Source organism: Paraburkholderia sp. J67, assembly GCF_905220265.1.
Classification (GTDB): domain Bacteria; phylum Pseudomonadota; class Gammaproteobacteria; order Burkholderiales; family Burkholderiaceae; genus Paraburkholderia.
The window spans coordinates 1-16,834 of record NZ_CAJMZK010000025.1 but is presented as its reverse complement, the minus strand read 5'-3'; the positions used below and the strand labels follow the sequence as shown (position 1 = coordinate 16,834).

General features: G+C 60.9%; 15 protein-coding genes. 12 read left to right on the top strand and 3 right to left on the bottom strand.

The window, feature by feature from the left end:
• Window positions 1-17 precede the first annotated feature (17 nt).
• From miaB to U5782_RS31530, 12 genes are all read left to right on the top strand, one after another.
• Window positions 18-1,391, top strand: coding sequence for a tRNA (N6-isopentenyl adenosine(37)-C2)-methylthiotransferase MiaB (gene miaB / locus U5782_RS31585; protein WP_322047806.1), 1,374 nt, complete (start codon window positions 18-20; stop codon window positions 1,389-1,391).
• 39 nt (window positions 1,392-1,430) lie between these two features.
• Entirely contained in the window at window positions 1,431-2,531 is a 1,101-nt protein-coding gene (locus U5782_RS31580; RefSeq protein ID WP_322047805.1) for a PhoH family protein, read from the top strand.
• A 27-nt stretch (window positions 2,532-2,558) separates the two neighbouring features.
• The gene (ybeY, locus tag U5782_RS31575) at window positions 2,559-3,020 is read left to right on the top strand and encodes an rRNA maturation RNase YbeY (RefSeq protein WP_322047804.1); all 462 of its coding nucleotides are present in this window, start codon (window positions 2,559-2,561) and stop codon (window positions 3,018-3,020) included.
• A gap of 25 nt (window positions 3,021-3,045) precedes the next feature.
• Window positions 3,046-3,735: a gamma-glutamylcyclotransferase gene (locus U5782_RS31570; RefSeq protein WP_322047803.1), complete on the top strand. Its 690-nt coding sequence runs from the start codon at window positions 3,046-3,048 to the stop codon at window positions 3,733-3,735.
• A 188-nt stretch (window positions 3,736-3,923) separates the two neighbouring features.
• The gene (locus U5782_RS31565; RefSeq protein ID WP_322047802.1) at window positions 3,924-4,817 is read left to right on the top strand and encodes an HlyC/CorC family transporter; all 894 of its coding nucleotides are present in this window, start codon (window positions 3,924-3,926) and stop codon (window positions 4,815-4,817) included.
• A 275-nt stretch (window positions 4,818-5,092) separates the two neighbouring features.
• Window positions 5,093-6,739, top strand: a complete 1,647-nt coding sequence (lnt, locus tag U5782_RS31560) for an apolipoprotein N-acyltransferase (protein WP_322047801.1) — start codon at window positions 5,093-5,095, stop codon at window positions 6,737-6,739.
• Between the two features lie 246 nt (window positions 6,740-6,985).
• Window positions 6,986-7,993, top strand: coding sequence for a glycine--tRNA ligase subunit alpha (glyQ, locus tag U5782_RS31555; protein WP_322047800.1), 1,008 nt, complete (start codon window positions 6,986-6,988; stop codon window positions 7,991-7,993).
• A 17-nt stretch (window positions 7,994-8,010) separates the two neighbouring features.
• On the top strand, window positions 8,011-10,110 hold the full coding sequence (glyS, locus tag U5782_RS31550) for a glycine--tRNA ligase subunit beta (protein ID WP_322047799.1): 2,100 nt from the start codon (window positions 8,011-8,013) through the stop codon (window positions 10,108-10,110).
• Window positions 10,111-10,145: 35 nt separating this feature from the next.
• Window positions 10,146-10,709 (top strand): D-glycero-beta-D-manno-heptose 1,7-bisphosphate 7-phosphatase, encoded by a 564-nt coding sequence (gmhB, locus tag U5782_RS31545; RefSeq protein WP_322047798.1) that lies wholly within the window; start codon window positions 10,146-10,148, stop codon window positions 10,707-10,709.
• 38 nt (window positions 10,710-10,747) lie between these two features.
• Window positions 10,748-11,509, top strand: a complete 762-nt coding sequence (locus tag U5782_RS31540) for a lysophospholipid acyltransferase family protein (protein ID WP_322047797.1) — start codon at window positions 10,748-10,750, stop codon at window positions 11,507-11,509.
• A 93-nt stretch (window positions 11,510-11,602) separates the two neighbouring features.
• Complete coding sequence (locus U5782_RS31535) at window positions 11,603-12,511, top strand: SprT family zinc-dependent metalloprotease (protein WP_322047796.1); 909 nt, start codon at window positions 11,603-11,605, stop codon at window positions 12,509-12,511.
• Between the two features lie 469 nt (window positions 12,512-12,980).
• A complete protein-coding gene (locus U5782_RS31530) occupies window positions 12,981-14,012 on the top strand; it encodes an acyltransferase (RefSeq protein ID WP_322047795.1) in 1,032 nt (343 codons plus the stop codon).
• Between the two features lie 119 nt (window positions 14,013-14,131).
• Here U5782_RS31530 and U5782_RS31525 read toward each other — a convergent pair whose 3' ends face one another.
• The 3 genes from U5782_RS31525 to U5782_RS31515 form a co-directional block, all read right to left on the bottom strand.
• Window positions 14,132-15,100, bottom strand: a complete 969-nt coding sequence (locus tag U5782_RS31525; protein WP_322047794.1) for a hypothetical protein — start codon at window positions 15,098-15,100, stop codon at window positions 14,132-14,134.
• Window positions 15,101-15,167: 67 nt separating this feature from the next.
• Window positions 15,168-16,625: a lipopolysaccharide biosynthesis protein gene (locus tag U5782_RS31520; RefSeq protein ID WP_322047793.1), complete on the bottom strand. Its 1,458-nt coding sequence runs from the start codon at window positions 16,623-16,625 to the stop codon at window positions 15,168-15,170.
• Between the two features lie 4 nt (window positions 16,626-16,629).
• Window positions 16,630-16,834, bottom strand: a 205-nt coding sequence (locus U5782_RS31515; protein WP_322047792.1) for a UDP binding domain-containing protein, incomplete at its 5' end; no start/stop codon positions are given.

Genomic DNA, 16,834 nt, shown 5'->3' with positions numbered 1-16,834 from the left:
GCGAACGGCGAAACCCGATGACCAAGAAAGTTTATGTAAAGACGTACGGCTGCCAGATGAACGAGTACGACTCCGACAAGATGGTCGACGTACTCGGCGCGGCTGAAGGCCTCGTCAAGACCGACACGCCCGAAGATGCGGACGTGATCCTCTTCAACACCTGCTCGGTGCGCGAAAAGGCGCAGGAAAAGGTGTTCTCCGAACTCGGCCGCGTGCGCGAGCTCAAGGCGGCGAACCCGAATCTGCTGATCGGCGTAGGTGGTTGCGTGGCAAGCCAGGAAGGCGCCGCCATCGTGCAACGCGCGCCGTACGTGGATCTCGTGTTCGGTCCGCAGACGCTGCACCGCCTGCCGCAGATGATCGACGCGCGCCGCGCCTCGGGCCGCTCGCAGGTCGACATCACCTTCCCCGAAATCGAGAAGTTCGACCATCTGCCGCCCGCGCGCGTGGAAGGCCCGAGCGCGTTCGTCTCGATCATGGAAGGCTGCTCGAAGTACTGCAGCTACTGCGTCGTGCCCTACACGCGCGGCGAAGAAGTCTCGCGTCCGCTCGACGACGTGCTGACCGAAGTCGCGGGTCTCGCCGACCAGGGCGTGCGTGAAGTCACGCTGCTCGGCCAGAACGTCAACGCCTACCTGGGCGCGCTCACGCAAGGCGCCGAGGAAGTCGCCGACTTCGCCACGCTGATCGAATATGTCGCGGACATCCCCGGCATCGAGCGCATCCGCTATACGACGTCGCACCCGAAGGAATTCACGCAGCGCCTGATCGACACCTACGCGAAGGTGCCCAAGCTCGTGAGCCACCTGCACCTGCCGGTGCAGCACGGTTCGGATCGCGTGCTGATGGCGATGAAGCGCGGCTACACGGTGCTCGAATACAAGTCGGTGATCCGCAAGCTGCGCGCGATCCGTCCGGATCTCTCGCTCTCGACGGACATCATCGTCGGCTTCCCCGGCGAAACCGACGAGGACTTCGCGAAGACCATGAAGCTCGTCGAAGAGATGAGCTACGACACGAGCTTCTCGTTCATCTACAGCCCGCGCCCGGGCACGCCGGCTTCGAATCTAGAAGACGACACGCCGCGCGAAGTGAAGCTCAAGCGTTTGCAGCATCTCCAGGCCACGATCGAAGAGAACGTGCAGCGCATCAGCCAGTCGATGGTTGGTCGCGTCGAGCGCATTCTGGTCGAAGGCCCCTCGCGCAAGGACCCGAGCGAACTGTCGGGCCGCACCGAGAACAACCGCGTCGTGAACTTCCCGGCGCCGCTCGCTTCGCACGCGCGTCTGATCGGCCAGATGATCGACGTGAAGATCAACCACGCGTATCCGCACTCGCTGCGCGGCGAGCTCGTGCTCGCGCACGAGGGCACTTCGGCGCTCACGCACTAAGGCGCGCGCCCCCACGGAATCCGGGAGTTCAGAGACACCTTGAAGCCCAATCAGCAGCATCTGGAATTCACCGCACCGCGCGAAGACAACGCGCGGCTCGCGAACCTCTGCGGTCCGCTCGACGAGAACCTGCGACAGATCGAGCAAGCCCTCGACGTCACCCTCGCCCGCCGCGGACACCGCATCACGATCCGCGGGCGCGGCGCGAAGCTCGCGCTCACCGCGCTCGAAAACTTCTACAACCAGGCGCGCGATCCGCTGTCCGTGGACGATATCCAGCTCGCGCTGGTCGAGGCGCGCCATCTGGCCCGCCGCGCGGCGGCCAATGGCGGCGCGCGCGGCACGAATGGCACGAGCGGCACGAGCGACGATGGGGAAATCGACCCGCGTTTTCGCGGCGATCCCGATCATCCGTTCGACGAGCCCGCAGGCAACGACATCGATATCGAGGAACAAGGCCCGAAGCTCTACACGCGTCGCGCCGACCTGCGTGGCCGCACGCCAGCGCAGCGCGAGTACCTCAAGCAGATCATTTCGCACGACGTCACGTTTGGCATCGGGCCGGCGGGCACGGGCAAGACCTATCTCGCGGTAGCTTGCGCCGTTGACGCGCTCGAACGCGATCAGGTCAAGCGCATCGTGCTCACGCGTCCGGCCGTGGAAGCGGGCGAGCGTCTGGGCTTCCTGCCCGGTGATCTCTCGCAGAAGGTCGATCCGTATCTGCGCCCGCTCTACGACGCGCTCTACGATCTGCTCGGTTTCGACAAGACGGCGAAGATGTTCGAGCGCCAGATGATCGAGATCGCGCCGCTCGCCTACATGCGCGGACGCACGCTCAATCACGCGTTCATCATCCTCGACGAGGCGCAGAACACCACGCCTGAGCAGATGAAGATGTTCCTCACGCGGATCGGCTTTGGCTCGAAGGCGGTCGTGACCGGCGACACCACGCAGATCGACTTGCCGCGCGGCCACAAGAGCGGCCTGATCGAAGCCCAGCACGTGTTGCAGAACGTGCGCGGCATTGCGCTCACGCATTTCACGAGCGCGGACGTGGTGCGCCATCCGCTCGTCGCGCGCATCGTCGAAGCCTATGACGCGCACACGAAGAAGGATGACAGCGCAGCCGATGCCCGCTAACCGGGCACGCTCAATCGTCAGAACCCTATGGCACGCGCACCGAAACTCAAACTGAACGTGCAGTTCCCCGCCGCGAAGGCGTTTCCCGAGCACAAGGCCGCGCTGCCCCGCGCAACCGTGGCCGCGTGGATCAAGGCAGCGCTCTTCGCCGACGCGGAACTGACCGTGCGCTTCGTCGACGCCGAGGAAGGCCGCACGCTCAACCGCACCTATCGCGGCAAGGACTACGCGACCAACGTCCTCACCTTCGCTTACGCGGAGAGCGAGGACGATCCCGTGACCGGCGACCTGATCCTGTGCTGCCCAGTGGTGGCGAAGGAAGCCGCCGAGCAGGGCAAGCCGCTCTCGGCGCACTACGCGCACCTGCTCGTGCACGGCACCTTGCACGCACAAGGCTACGACCACGAGGACGACGCCGAAGCCGAAGAGATGGAAGGCATCGAAACGGAAGTCCTCAACTCGCTCGGCTTTCCCGACCCGTACAAGTAAGTCCCTGCTTTTCCGTCAGCCCGATATGAACGACAAGCGCGCGAACGTTTCCGGTGATGTGATCGACTCGCAGAAGGAGCGCGCGGCGCCCTGCCCGGGGTATCCGCCGTCCCTCGGCGAGTCGAGACTGCTCAGCGAAGACGAACTGCGCGATTCGCTCGCCTGCATGCTCCAGCAATGGGACGGGCGCAGCGACATCTGGCTGTTCGGCTATGGCTCGCTGATCTGGAACCCGGGCCTGCCCACCGTCGAGAACGTGCGCTCGCGCGTGCATGGCTACCATCGCGGCCTGTATCTGTGGTCGCGCGTGAATCGGGGCACGCCCGAACAGCCGGGCCTCGTGCTCGCGCTCGATCGCGGCGGGTCCTGCGCGGGTGTGGCGTTTCGTCTCGCCGCGCAAGGCGTGATGCCGCATCTGGAAGCGCTCTGGCGCCGCGAAATGCCGATGGGGTCGTACCGGCCCGCGTGGCTGCCCTGCGTGCTCGCGGACGGGCGGCGCGTCGCCGCGCTTGCCTTCGTGATGCGCCGCGACGTGGCCAGCTACACCGGCAAGCTCGACGAGAACACCGTGCGCACCGTGTTCGGCTGCGCCACCGGCCGCTACGGCACGACGCTCGACTACGTGCGCCGCACCGTCGATGCGCTGCGCGAGAGCGGCATGCCTGATCGGGCGCTGGAACGCTTGCTCACGCGCTGCGCTGGCGAAAAAGGTTGATCACGGCACTTCCCTACGCGGCCCCCCCTACGCGGGCCGCCCTATTTTGTTCCGCCGCGCGATACGCGCCCATCTGCGATAGGATTGATCTGAGTGGCGTGCCATACACAGGCGCGCCACACGCATGATGTATCCTTTCCCCTCCGCAACAGCGCGCCCGGCCCGGAAGCGGCCAAGGGCGCACCACCATGAACGACTCTTATCCCAGTCGACGATTGACCGACAAACCGCAAGAAAAGCGCTCCCTTCTGGAGCGGCTGACCGACTTCATCTCGCCCGAGCCCGACTCGCGTAGCGAGCTTCTCGAAATCCTCCAGGACGCACACGCGCGCAATCTGATCGACGCCGACTCGCTTTCGATGATCGAAGGCGTGTTCCAGGTGACCGAGCTTTGCGCGCGCGACATCATGGTGCCGCGCGCCCAGATGGACGCGCTCAACATCGCCGAGAGCCCGGACGATTTCATGCCCTTCGTGCTGGAAAAGGCGCACTCGCGCTATCCGGTCTACGAGGGCAATCGCGACAACGTGATCGGCGTGCTGCTCGCAAAAGATCTGCTGCGCTACTACGCCGAAGAGGAATTCGACGTGCGCGGCATGCTGCGCCCGGCCGTCTTCATCCCCGAGTCCAAGCGCCTGAACGTGCTGCTGCACGACTTCCGGCAGAACCGCAATCACATCGCCATCGTCGTGGACGAATACGGCGGCGTGGCGGGCCTCATCACGATCGAGGACGTGCTGGAGCAGATCGTCGGCGATATCGAGGACGAATACGACTTCGACGAGGAAAGCGGCAATATCATCGCCTCGCCCGACGGACGCTTCCGCGTGCGCGCGCTGACCGAGATCGAGCAGTTCAACGACGCGTTCGGCACCCATTATTCGGACGAAGAGGTCGATACGATTGGCGGATTCGTCACCAATCACTTCGGGCACGTGCCGCATCGTGGCGAAAAGGTCCGCATCGACGATCTGATTTTCGAGGTGCTGCGCGCCGACGCCCGCCAGGTGCACATGCTGCTGGTGCGCCGCGACCCGCTCGCCGGTCACCGCGAGGCCGCGTTGCAGCCTCCGGGCACCTGAAGCGCGCGCTCAGAACGCGCTAGCAGGACATGACGCCGGCCTTCGCGCCGGCGTTTTACATGGCGGCACGATCGGACCCCAAACGATTTGCACCGATGCCGCCCGACACCGCGAATTCCTGACGCGCGAAAATGCTATCGTTGCGCTCGCTGTCCGCACGTAGCCGCATCGCCGATAACCAGCACGCGGGCCTCCGCGCTACCGCAGCGAACGCACGACCTACCCGCAACCCGCGCCCCCGGCGCGCCTGCGCACTACAGCGCCACCGCATATTCATGGCCGAACCGATCGATTCCCGCACGCGCGATGGCGCGCGCGCTAGTAGCCCCAACGTCAGCACCGCGCGTCGCGCCGTGCCCGCATGGCATTACCTCGCCGCCGTGGCGCTGGGCGCGCTCAACACGCTCTCGTTCGCCCCCACGCCGCATGGCGGCTGGCTCGAAATCGCGATCTTCGCCGGTTTCTACTTCTGGCTCACGCGCACCACCGGCTGGAAGAGCGCGCTCTTCACGGGCTGGGCGTTCGGCTTTGGCAACTTCGTCACGGGCGTCTGGTGGCTGTATGTGAGCATGCATTTCTACGGCGGCATGCCCGCGCCGCTCGCCGGTGCCGCGCTTGGGCTGTTTTCGCTCTATCTGGGCGTCTACCCGGCGCTGGCCGCGCTGGTCTGGTCGTTCTGCGCCGGGCACGCGAAGAACGGGCGCGACGATTCACTGCCCTACTCACCCACGTGGCACGGCGCCTTCGCTTTCGCGAGCGCCTGGGCGCTCGGCGAATGGGCGCGCGGCTACATTTTCACGGGCTTTCCATGGCTCTCCAGCGGCTACGCCCAGGTCGATGGACCGCTGGCCGGTTTCGCGCCGATCGTCGGCGTGTATGGCGTGGGCTGGGTGCTCGCACTCGTCGCGGCCCTGGTGGTGCAGACGCTCATGAGCCTGCGCAGCGCCCGTGGCAGCGCGCTCACGGCGGCCGTCATCGCGCTCGCCGTGACCGGCGCCGGCCTGCTGCTGCCGCGCGTGAACTGGACACAACCCGAAAACGCGCCGCTCAACGTGCGCCTGCTGCAAGGCAACGTGAAGCAGGACATGAAGTTTTCCGAGTCCGGCACGCAAGACGCGCTCAACGAATTCCAGAAGCTGATCACCGAAAAACCCGCCGATCTCGTCGTCACGCCCGAAACGGCCGTACCGGTGCTCCTCCAGGCGATTCCGGAGAAGTTCGGCCGCGACGTGCGCGCCTTCGCCGACGGCACCCATACCGCGATCCTTTTCGGCGCGGTAGGCGGCACGATCACGCCGGACGGCCGCGTGGTCGATTACACCAACAGCCTGTTCGGCATCACGCCGGGGACCAACGGCCTGTATCGCTACGACAAGCACCACCTCGTGCCCTTCGGCGAGTTCGTGCCCTGGGGCTTCCGCTGGTTCGTGAACCTCATGAACATTCCGCTCGGCGACTTCGCGCGCGGCGCGCCCGTGCAGCCGCCGTTCCTCGTGCACAACCAGCCGGTGGCCGTCGATATCTGCTACGAGGACATCTTCGGCGAGGAAATCGCCCGCACCGTGCGCGAAAGCCCGGTTTCGCCGGGCATCCTGATCAATTCGACCAATCTGGCGTGGTTCGGCGACACCATCGCGCTCGACCAGCATCTGCAGATCGCGCGCATGCGCTCGCTCGAAACCGGCCGGCCGATGCTGCGGGCAACCAACACGGGCGCGACCGCCGCGATAGACGCGCACGGCAACGTGATCGCCCGCCTGCCCACCTTCACGACGGGTTCGCTCGACGTGCGCGTCGAGGGCACGCAGGGCTTCACGCCCTACGTGACGAGCGGCAACAACACGGTGATCGCCATCTCGTTGTTGTTGCTGGCGATAGGCTTTGCATTCGGGCCGGGCCGCATCGGCCGCAAGAAGACCTGAGCGCACAGGTGCAGGCGCGCGATTGAGATTGTCGCGCGCCTTCTGCGCCAGAACGGGCCACAACCCGGCCTGCAAACCGGGCCGCAAACCGGGCCGCCAAGCCCTCCCGGCCTCAACGCTCCACCAATCCGGTAAAATTCAGCGTTTCAGCACCTGGCCGCCACGCACCGGTCGCCGCGCGGGCCTCGCCTGCCGCCGCAACCCGCGTCTTCCGCCCTAAAGACACCGCAGACACTGCAGGCACACATGCTCACGTTTCAGCAAATCATCCTGACGCTCCAGTCCTACTGGGACAAGCAGGGCTGCGCGCTGCTCCAGCCGATCGACATGGAAGTCGGCGCGGGCACCTCGCACGTCCATACCTTCCTGCGCGCAATCGGCCCCGAGCCGTGGCGAGCAGCCTATGTGCAACCGTCGCGCCGCCCGAAAGATGGCCGCTACGGCGAGAACCCGAACCGTCTGCAGCACTACTACCAGTACCAGGTGGTGCTCAAGCCCGCACCGGAAAACATCCTCGACCTGTACCTCGGCTCGCTCGAAGCACTCGGCTTCGACCTGAAGCAGAACGATGTGCGCTTCGTGGAAGACGACTGGGAAAACCCGACGCTCGGCGCGTGGGGTCTCGGCTGGGAAGTGTGGCTCAACGGCATGGAAGTCACGCAGTTCACCTACTTCCAGCAAGTGGGCGGCATCGACTGCAAGCCGGTGCTCGGCGAAATCACCTACGGTCTCGAGCGTCTCGCGATGTACCTGCAAAAGGTCGAGAACGTCTACGACCTCGTCTGGACCGAGTGGGAAGAGCAAGGCCCGAACGGCCCCGAACTGCGCCGCCTCACCTACGGCGACGTCTACCACCAGAACGAAGTCGAGCAATCGACCTACAACTTCGAGCACGCGAACGTCGACCTGCTGTTCACGTTCTTCAACGCGTACGAAAGCGAAGCGAAGCGCATGATGGAACAGCAACTCGCGCTGCCCGCCTACGAACTCGTGCTCAAGGCCGGACACACCTTCAACCTGCTCGACGCGCGCGGCGCGATCTCCGTGACGGAACGCGCGGCGTACATCGGCCGCATTCGCGCGCTCTCGCGCAGCGTGGCGCAGTCGTACTACGAATCGCGTGAAAAGCTTGGCTTCCCGATGCTCGGCAATCCCGTGCACGGCGTGCCGGGCCTGACCACCGACGAACAGGACGCCGCGATGCCCGCCTGGGCGCCGCCGCTGAAGGTCGAACGCAAGTTCGACGAGGAATGACCGGATCTCCGACAACAATGACCCAAGCTCATCAAGCCACCCTCCTCGTCGAACTGCTGACCGAGGAACTGCCGCCGAAGGCCCTCGCGCGCCTCGGCGACGCCTTTGCAGAAGGCATCGCGCAGCGCCTCGCCGCGCGCGACCTGATCGAAGGCGATCTGTCGTTCGAACGCTTCGCCACGCCCCGCCGCCTCGCGGTGACGATCAAGAACGTGCGCACCGTCGCCCCTGAAAAACAGGTGCGCGAGAAAGTGCTGCCGGTGTCGGTCGCACTCGACGCCAACGGCCAGCCCACCGCGCCGCTCGCGAAGAAACTCGCGGCGCTCGGCTTCCCCGACTTCCCGGTGAGCGACCTCGAACGCGCAGGCGAAGGCAAGAACGAAGCGTTCTTCCTGAGCTACTCGGCGCCGGGCGCGACCCTCGCCGACGGCCTGCAAGCCGTGCTCGACGAAGCGCTCGCCAAGCTGCCGATTCCGAAGGTCATGACGTACCAGCGCCCGGACGGCAGCAACGTGCAGTTCGTGCGCCCGGTGCATCGCCTCACGGTGCTGCACGGCGACCAGATCGTGCCCGTGAGCGCATTCGGCGTCGATGCCGGCGACACCACGCGCGGCCATCGCTTCCTCTCGGAAGGCCTGATCGCCTTCACGCACGCCGACGACTACGCGCACACGCTCCTGCACAAGGGCCGCGTGATCGCGAGCTATGACGAACGCCGCGAATCGATTCGCGCGCAACTGATCGAAACCGCGGGCGACGACAAGGTCGTGATGCCCGACGCGCTGCTCGACGAAGTGAACTCGCTCGTCGAATGGCCGGTCGTCTACGCGTGCAAGTTCGAGGACGAATTCCTGCAAGTGCCGCAGGAATGCCTGATCCTCACGATGCAGACGAACCAGAAGTATTTCGCGCTGACCGACGACGAAGGCCGTCTGCGCTCGCGCTTCCTGATCGTCTCGAACATCGAAACCAGCACGCCGGTTGAGATCGTCGAAGGCAACGAGCGCGTCGTGCGCCCGCGACTGGCCGACGCCAAGTTCTTCTTCACGCAGGACAAGAAGAAGCCGCTGGCCGACCGCGTGCCGCTGCTCGCCAACGTCGTCTATCACAACAAGCTCGGCTCGCAGCTGCAGCGCGTGGAACGCCTCGAAGCCCTCGCAGGCGCGATCGCCGGCATGTGCGGCGCCGACGTCACGCTCGCGAAGCGCGGCGCACGTCTGGCCAAGGCGGACCTCTTGACCGACATGGTCGGCGAGTTCCCCGAACTGCAAGGCACGATGGGCACCTACTACGCACGCCACGACGGCGAAGCGGAAGAAGTGGCGATCGCCTGCTCCGAACACTACCAGCCGCGCTTCTCCGGCGACGACCTGCCGGGCACGCCCACGGGCACCATCGTCGCGCTCGCGGACAAACTGGAAACGCTCGTCGGCATCTGGGGCATCGGCCTCGCGCCCACGGGCGAGAAAGACCCGTTCGCACTGCGCCGCCACTCGCTGGGCGTGCTGCGTATCCTCGTCGAAAAGCAACTGCCGCTCGACCTCGTCGAACTGCTGCGCACGACGTACGCGCAATTCGCGGGCATCGAGGCCGTCACCGAATCGACGCAGGCGATCTACGAATTCTGCATGGACCGTCTGCGCGGCCAACTGCGCGAGCGTGGCTACGCGGCCCAGGAAGTCGACGCCGTGCTGGCGCTGAACCCCACGCGTTTCGACGACGTGGTGGCGCGACTGGACGCCGTGCGCGAATTCGCGGCACTCAACGAAGCCGCCGCGCTGGCCGCCGCCAACAAGCGCATCTCGAACATCCTCAAGAAGTCCGAGGGTGCCGAGGACGCCGGCGTGCAGATCGCCCTGCTGACGGAAAACGCCGAAAAAGCGCTTTACGCCCAGCTCGAACAGGTCGCCCCGCGCGTGGAATCGCAACTGGCTGCCCGCGAGTACACGGGCGCGCTGACCGCGCTTGCGGCGCTGCGCGAAACCGTCGACACGTTCTTCAACGACGTGATGGTCAATGCCGAAGACCCGGCGCTGCGGGCCAACCGCCTCGCGCTGCTCAAGGCACTGCATCGCCAGATGAACAGCGTGGCCGACATCTCGCGGCTTGCGGCATAACGGCCGTCGTGACACGACAACCCTGACGCGACACCATGCCGACCAGCACCACGCGCAAACTCGTGATCCTCGACCGTGACGGCGTGATCAACGCCGACTCCGACGCCTTCATCAAGTCGCCGGACGAATGGATCGCACTGCCGGGCAGCCTCGAAGCGATCGCCCGCCTGAACCAGGCGGGTTATCGCGTCGCCGTCGCGACGAACCAGTCCGGCATCGGCCGCGGCCTGTTCGACACGACGGCGCTCAATGAGATGCACGCGAAGATGCACCGCCAGGCCACTGCCGTGGGCGCGCGCATCGACGCCGTGTTCTTCTGCCCGCACACCTCGCAGGATCACTGCGACTGCCGCAAACCCAAGCCCGGCATGCTGAAGATGATCGCCGACCGCTTCGAGATCGAGCCTGCCGACACGCCCGTAGTGGGCGATTCGCTGCGCGACCTGGAAGCGGGCGCTGCGCTCGGCTTCCGCCCGCACCTCGTGCTGACCGGCAAAGGCCAAAAGACGCTCGCGGCCGGCGGCCTGCCCGAAGGCACGCAAATCCACGATGACCTGCGCGCATTCGCGCTGGACTTCCTCTCCAGCGAATCGGCCTGACACCCAACGCCGCCCCGCACCACCGAACGGTCCACCCGATGCGCTTCATCCGCTCCCTGCTGCTGCTTGTCTACCTGATCGTCTACACGATGCCGTACGCGATCGCGTGCTTCATCGCCTTCCCGTTCATGAACGCCACGCGGCGCTACTGGATGGCCGCGGGCTGGTGCCGCTCGACGCTGTTTGTCGCGCGCTGGCTCAACGGCATCCAGTACCGCGTCGAAGGCATGGAGAACCTGCCGGACGGGCCGGCCGTGCTGCTCTCCAAGCACCAGTCGGCATGGGAGACGCTCGCGTTTCCCGCGCTGATGCCGAAGCCGATGTGCTACGTGTTCAAGCGCGAACTGGTGTATGTGCCGTTCTTTGGCTGGGCGCTCGGCATGCTCAAGATGATCAAGATCGACCGCAAGGAAGGCAAACACGCGTTTGCCTCCGTGACGCGCCAGGGCAAGGCGCGCATGGCCGAAGGCGCATGGGTCATCATGTTCCCCGAAGGCACGCGCACGCCGGTGGGCTCGCAAGGCAAGTACAAGACCGGCGGCGCGCGCTTCGCGATCGCCACGGGCGCGCCCGTCGTGCCGATCGCGCACAACGCCGGCCGCGTCTGGCCGCGCAACTCGTTCATGAAATATGCGGGTATAGTCACGGTGTCGATCGGCAAGCCCATCGACACCACGGGGCTCACGCCCGATGAAGTGAATAAGCGCGTGGAAAAATGGATCGAAACCGAAATGCGCCGTATCGATCCCACCGCGTACCGCGAAACGGATGGCGCGTCGGTTAATACCGCGAGGATTTGACTGCTCGGTTTATCCGGCCCGGTGCAGAAGGCCGGGTTCGACAGCCCATCCGCCGCGCGGGCCGCTCACGCCCCTCCCGCACCAGGCCTGACAATGCCGAAGTCCCCCACGCCGCGCACCGCCGCGGCGCTTGACCATCAGCAACTCGATTTGCCGCTCTTTTCTGAGCCGGTGGTGGGGGTTGCTTCTCCTTTGGTTTCTTCCGCTCCTTCTTCTCCTGCTGCTTTGTCGCCTGCCGCTTTGTCGCCTGGTAAGGCGACGGTTGCGCCGCTTGCGCCGGATGGCTCGCGATTGCGCACGCTCGAACTCGGAGCGCGCACACTGCAGTATCGGCTCAAGCGGTCATCGCGTAAGTCGATCGGGTTTGCAATTGATGGGACCGGGCTCACGATTACCGCGCCGCGATGGGTGACGATCGCCGACATCGAGAACGCTATCGCCGAGAAGCAGAGGTGGATTTTCTCGAAGCTGATCGAGTGGCAGACGCGCGTTGAGCAGCGCGCGCTGCCGAAGGTGGAATGGCGCGATGGGGCTGAGCTGCCTTATCTCGGTAAGCCTATGTCGGTAAGGCTTGGGGCGGGGTCGCTGGCTTTTGATGAGGCTACGCGGGTGCTCTCACTGCCCCTGCCGCCGCATGCGGATGCGCAGCAGATCAAGGATCGGGTTACTGGGTGGTTGCAAGGGGAGGCGACGCGGATCTTTGGCGAGCGGCTGGTGGTTTACGCCGCGAAGCTTGGGGTTACGTTTCGGTCGTATGGGCTTTCTTCGGCCATGACGCGATGGGGAAGCTGCTCAAGCGAGGGGCGGATTAGGCTCAACTGGCGGTTGATTCATTTTCCGCTTTCTATCGTGGACTATGTGGTTGCGCATGAGCTTGCACATCTCCGGGAGATGAACCACAGCCCGAGGTTCTGGCAGACCGTGGAGTCGATTTTTCCGGAGTTTCGCGAGGCCAGGAAGCAACTCAAGCAGCATCCGCCGGAGATGGTGCCGGGGATGTGAGGGGTGAAATCGCTTCAATTGGCCAACCTGGACTGATGTGCCTGGGGGATGCCAGTGTCTAAATGATGAAAAAGAAGAGGAACGCGTCGTCACTTATCCCCTCCCTGAGGCTTTACGTGCTAGCCACCGCCCGGCGCACCTACTGGGTTGACTGACCTACACCCACCCTCACGACCTATCCCCAATTGCCAGTCTGGCAAGTGTTGAGTCGCAGAGCAAAAAGTCCTCAATCGCAAACTTGATATTAATCAAGCGTAGAGCCGCTTTCGGAGTCTTCATGTAGCGCCGTGGCCTGCATTGCCACAACATCTCACAGCGTCCCAGCTGACTTGCAGCGAAATCTCGCATGCAATTCCCCCAAAAAACGAATCAACCGCTTAAATCAACCTAACAATATAAAGCTATGAAAATATAAAATGAATGCAAAGATAATCGAATTAAAACCATCAATATTCTACATGGATGCTTGATGTTATTTTCCATCCAATATATGAGAGGACTGGCGGCCATATTTGTCCTCATTTATCATGCATCTCATAAGCAAGTTCAGATCGCTGGATTCGGTAACGAATGGTCTTTTGGCGCATCAGGCGTTGATCTGTTTTTTATCATTTCTGGCTTCATCATGTGTCACGTCACGGCACATAAAAACATCGCACCGCGCGAATTTCTTGTAGCGCGCTGCACGCGAATCCTTCCACTTTATTGGTCACTATCTCTATTCGCCCTCGCCGTCTACCTGATCGAACCAGGAATGATTAACAGTAGCGGAGGAACTACGACCATTCTAAATTCATTTACACTAATTCCAACTGGCGATAAATTTTTGATTCAAAACGGTTGGACACTGAGCTACGAATTCCTTTTTTATTTCATATTTTCGGCATCATTGTTGAAATGGTGTGAAAATCGCCTCCTTTTCGTCACTATCACAATGACATGCTTCACCGCCGTCGGTGATTTTCTTCACCCCACAAATCCAACACTCCAGTTCGTGACCAGCAAAATGCTACTGGAATTTTTGATGGGGATAGTTGCTCATATTTATATAAAATCCGAGCGCAATAATTCTAAATTCAGCGTATTTTTAATTGTTATTGGCATTGCAATAATGACCCTTGGCTCGCTTTCAGCCTCTCCTAACCAACGTGTGGTTTGGTACGGGTTACCCTATGCGCTACTATTTTCCGGGCTTGTTAGTCTTGAAAATACTGTCAAATTTGTATCGACATCACTCATTGGACGTGCGATGAGGATAATCGGCGATGCTTCGTATTCGATCTATCTCTCTCATCCTTTTGTGTTGTCGACAGTCGGTATCATTCTTAAGCGATTTCACATGCAGAGCGCCACCGCTTTCTCGATCGCAACCATGACAATAACTTCCGTCGCTGCTGGCTACGTCTGCTATATCGTCGTCGAGACAAACCTAAATCGTCTCGCAAGGAAGATCACCGCCCACCCTGCTACGATTCGGGATAGCGCACCTAGTCAGACGTGAAGTGTCGTGACTCGCGCTTTCAAGGTTTGGCACTTTCTAGAGCAAGCCTTCCGCGAATGAGTTGCCCCACGCCGCATCAATACCGGCAACCGGCAGAAAATCTAAAGCGCCGCTGAGGTTTACATCATGCCGCTCGCGGATCCCGCCCTTTCCGACAGCGTCTCAATCTCGCCAGCCATCGCAAATGGCCATCCATATTTCTGCAAGATGGCCGCAATTTGCCGGTCATTGTGATTGTCAAGCAGTGCGTTTTGATTGAACAACGCGCACTCTTGACTTCCATCCCACAGAATCAGCCTATGACGCGCTGCGGATCTCCGGAACGTCGCGCCGTTTATGGCAGCCATCCAGAAAAGCCAGATATCGTCACCTGTCGGACAGAGTTGCAGAAAAAGCCTTTCGTCACAAACATCCTTGAAGAATACGCCTGGCGGGTAGAGCACGCCTCCGATTCCAGTCGGGAATACTACATCCTTCTCGTCGGGCGCCAGGATGTCGAAGCTCCACTCCATATATGACGCAGGCACTGAGGGGCACGTGAATTCGATTTTGTGGCACCGCGAGCAGATCACCTCACGTTTCCCGGGGCGCACTGCCGCTACCAGTTCCTGAAGCCAGATTGGCCAGTAGTACAAGTCGTCGTCTGCGATGGCCACCCAATCTTCTTTTGATTCCCGTAATCTTGGAATAATCTTTTTATACGATCGTAAGTCCTCACAACGACGGATTACCAGGCCATCTTGTTCCAGTCTCCGCACATTGCCGGGCAGCGCCTGATAATCGTTTTCCGCGACCCAAAGCTCCACATAATCTGGCCGCACGCGCTGCATTAGCAAGCTTTTAAGTGTCAAATGCAGTGACGGGAAGCGCGGCGGATAGGACGTTAGACTAACGATGAGTCGACCTGGAAGATTGTGCTTTTTATAACGCAATCTTGAACGCGCCAGATATTTTATCTCGACATAGAAAGGTGCGAGCTTCCCGAATCCGGTCAGCACCTTGTTTATTACGCGAACCGCAAACGATTTAAATATCGCAAACATTTTCATATACCCGAACGATTCCAAATAATCGCCTTGCAAGACCATACCCACACAACTGCAACATCGCTCACGTTAAAACGGTGAAATCGATTATTCCGCACGCGGATTAATACTAGGAAGGCATTCCCTGCGATCGCATTGCGATAGCCCGCCGAATAAACGAAAGATCACCTGTAATAAATATCATCAAAAAATAAACACCACCAATTACCATTACCTTAAAAAACAGACAAACAACCGGAATTTGATTAAAAAAATCGAATTTATCTCGCAAATATATCGCAATTACACTGACAACCACTACACCGATTGAGATACGCACACTGGGTCTGAATAGCTCTACCACAGAACGCTGAAATCCAAATCGCGACAAAATATAAAACCCCTGTGCAGCATTGATATAGAAGCTAAGCATCACCAGCGATGAAAGTGATTCGAGGTCGCCGATATAAATTCCTGCAGCAATTGCTGAAAGCGTCGTAAATGTTGAGATAATTCCTGTCACAAGCAACAATCGGGTTTTTCCAATCGCCTGAAAAACAGATCCGGTTGAAGAAAGTATGACCTGAATCGTAACGGAGAGACTCAATATTGAAAATACGGGAACGGCGCCTCCCCACTGCTTGCCATAGCCCAGTGAGATAATTTCTGCCGCACATCCGAGACAAATTGCCCCGAGAAATCCACCCCCAATAATCAAGATTCTTATCAATTTTCTATAAGAATCAAAAATTACCCCTGGATTATTGGCATGCTCGGCGTAAACTGGCTGTATCGTCGGCGTTACGACATGCGTCAGATTTGAAATAGGCATTAGCATCAGACGATAAGACATATCGTACACCCCCAACGACACCGCACCGAGAAATTTTCCAATTACAAGCTTGTCGATATTTCTCGTAAAATAGTTCACAAAATTGAAGAGAAATTGATAGCTTGAATAGGAAAACACATAGCCCATTTTTAAAAGCGTTGGCGCGCGGAGCGACGGCTTGGCACAGTACACACAAAATACAAAGATGAAAAATGCGTTGCTGGTGCTCTTGAGCACCAACGCTGCAACGCCCCCTCCATGCATGGCTGACCATGTAGCGCATATACCCGATAATATTGCTGCGGACACCTCGATTCGCGCTATGGCCGCGAAGCGCTTCCGTTTTCTAAGAAGCGCTAACGGTACGATTACCCAGCATGCAAATGCGACATTTACAGCAATTCCATTAGCAATACTCGAATAAATTTCATTGCTGTAAACACGAGCAATCGCGGGACCAGCCAGCGAAAGCGCCACGCCAGCAACCGCACCAACGAATATTGTTAGCCAGAATAGGCCCGCTAGTTGTCGCGGCACCAGTTCGCCAAACTGGACCACAGCGGGCCCAAGTCCCATTTCGCTCAGGAAGGACAGAAAGACGGCAATAACGCTCACCACCGCCACCAGGCCAAACTCATTCGGACTAAGCGCGCGCGCCAATATGGCGGTCACGATCAACTGTATGACGATATTGCTGTAGCGCCCAATCATATTGATCAGCACGCTGCGGCGAAGCGTGCCGTTGATGTTCGACATTGCCTTAAACCTCTGCGTGCGAACGACGTCTCGCGACGCCCCGACCAATGCTGTGATATTCGAAACCTGCGCCTTGCATGGCGTCCGGTTCGTAGAGATTGCGTCCGTCGAAGATGCGCGGCGCCTTCAATTCCGCCTTCAGCGCTTCGAAATCGGGCGCCTTGAACGCCGTCCACTCGGTGACGATCACGAGTGCATCGGCACCCGCA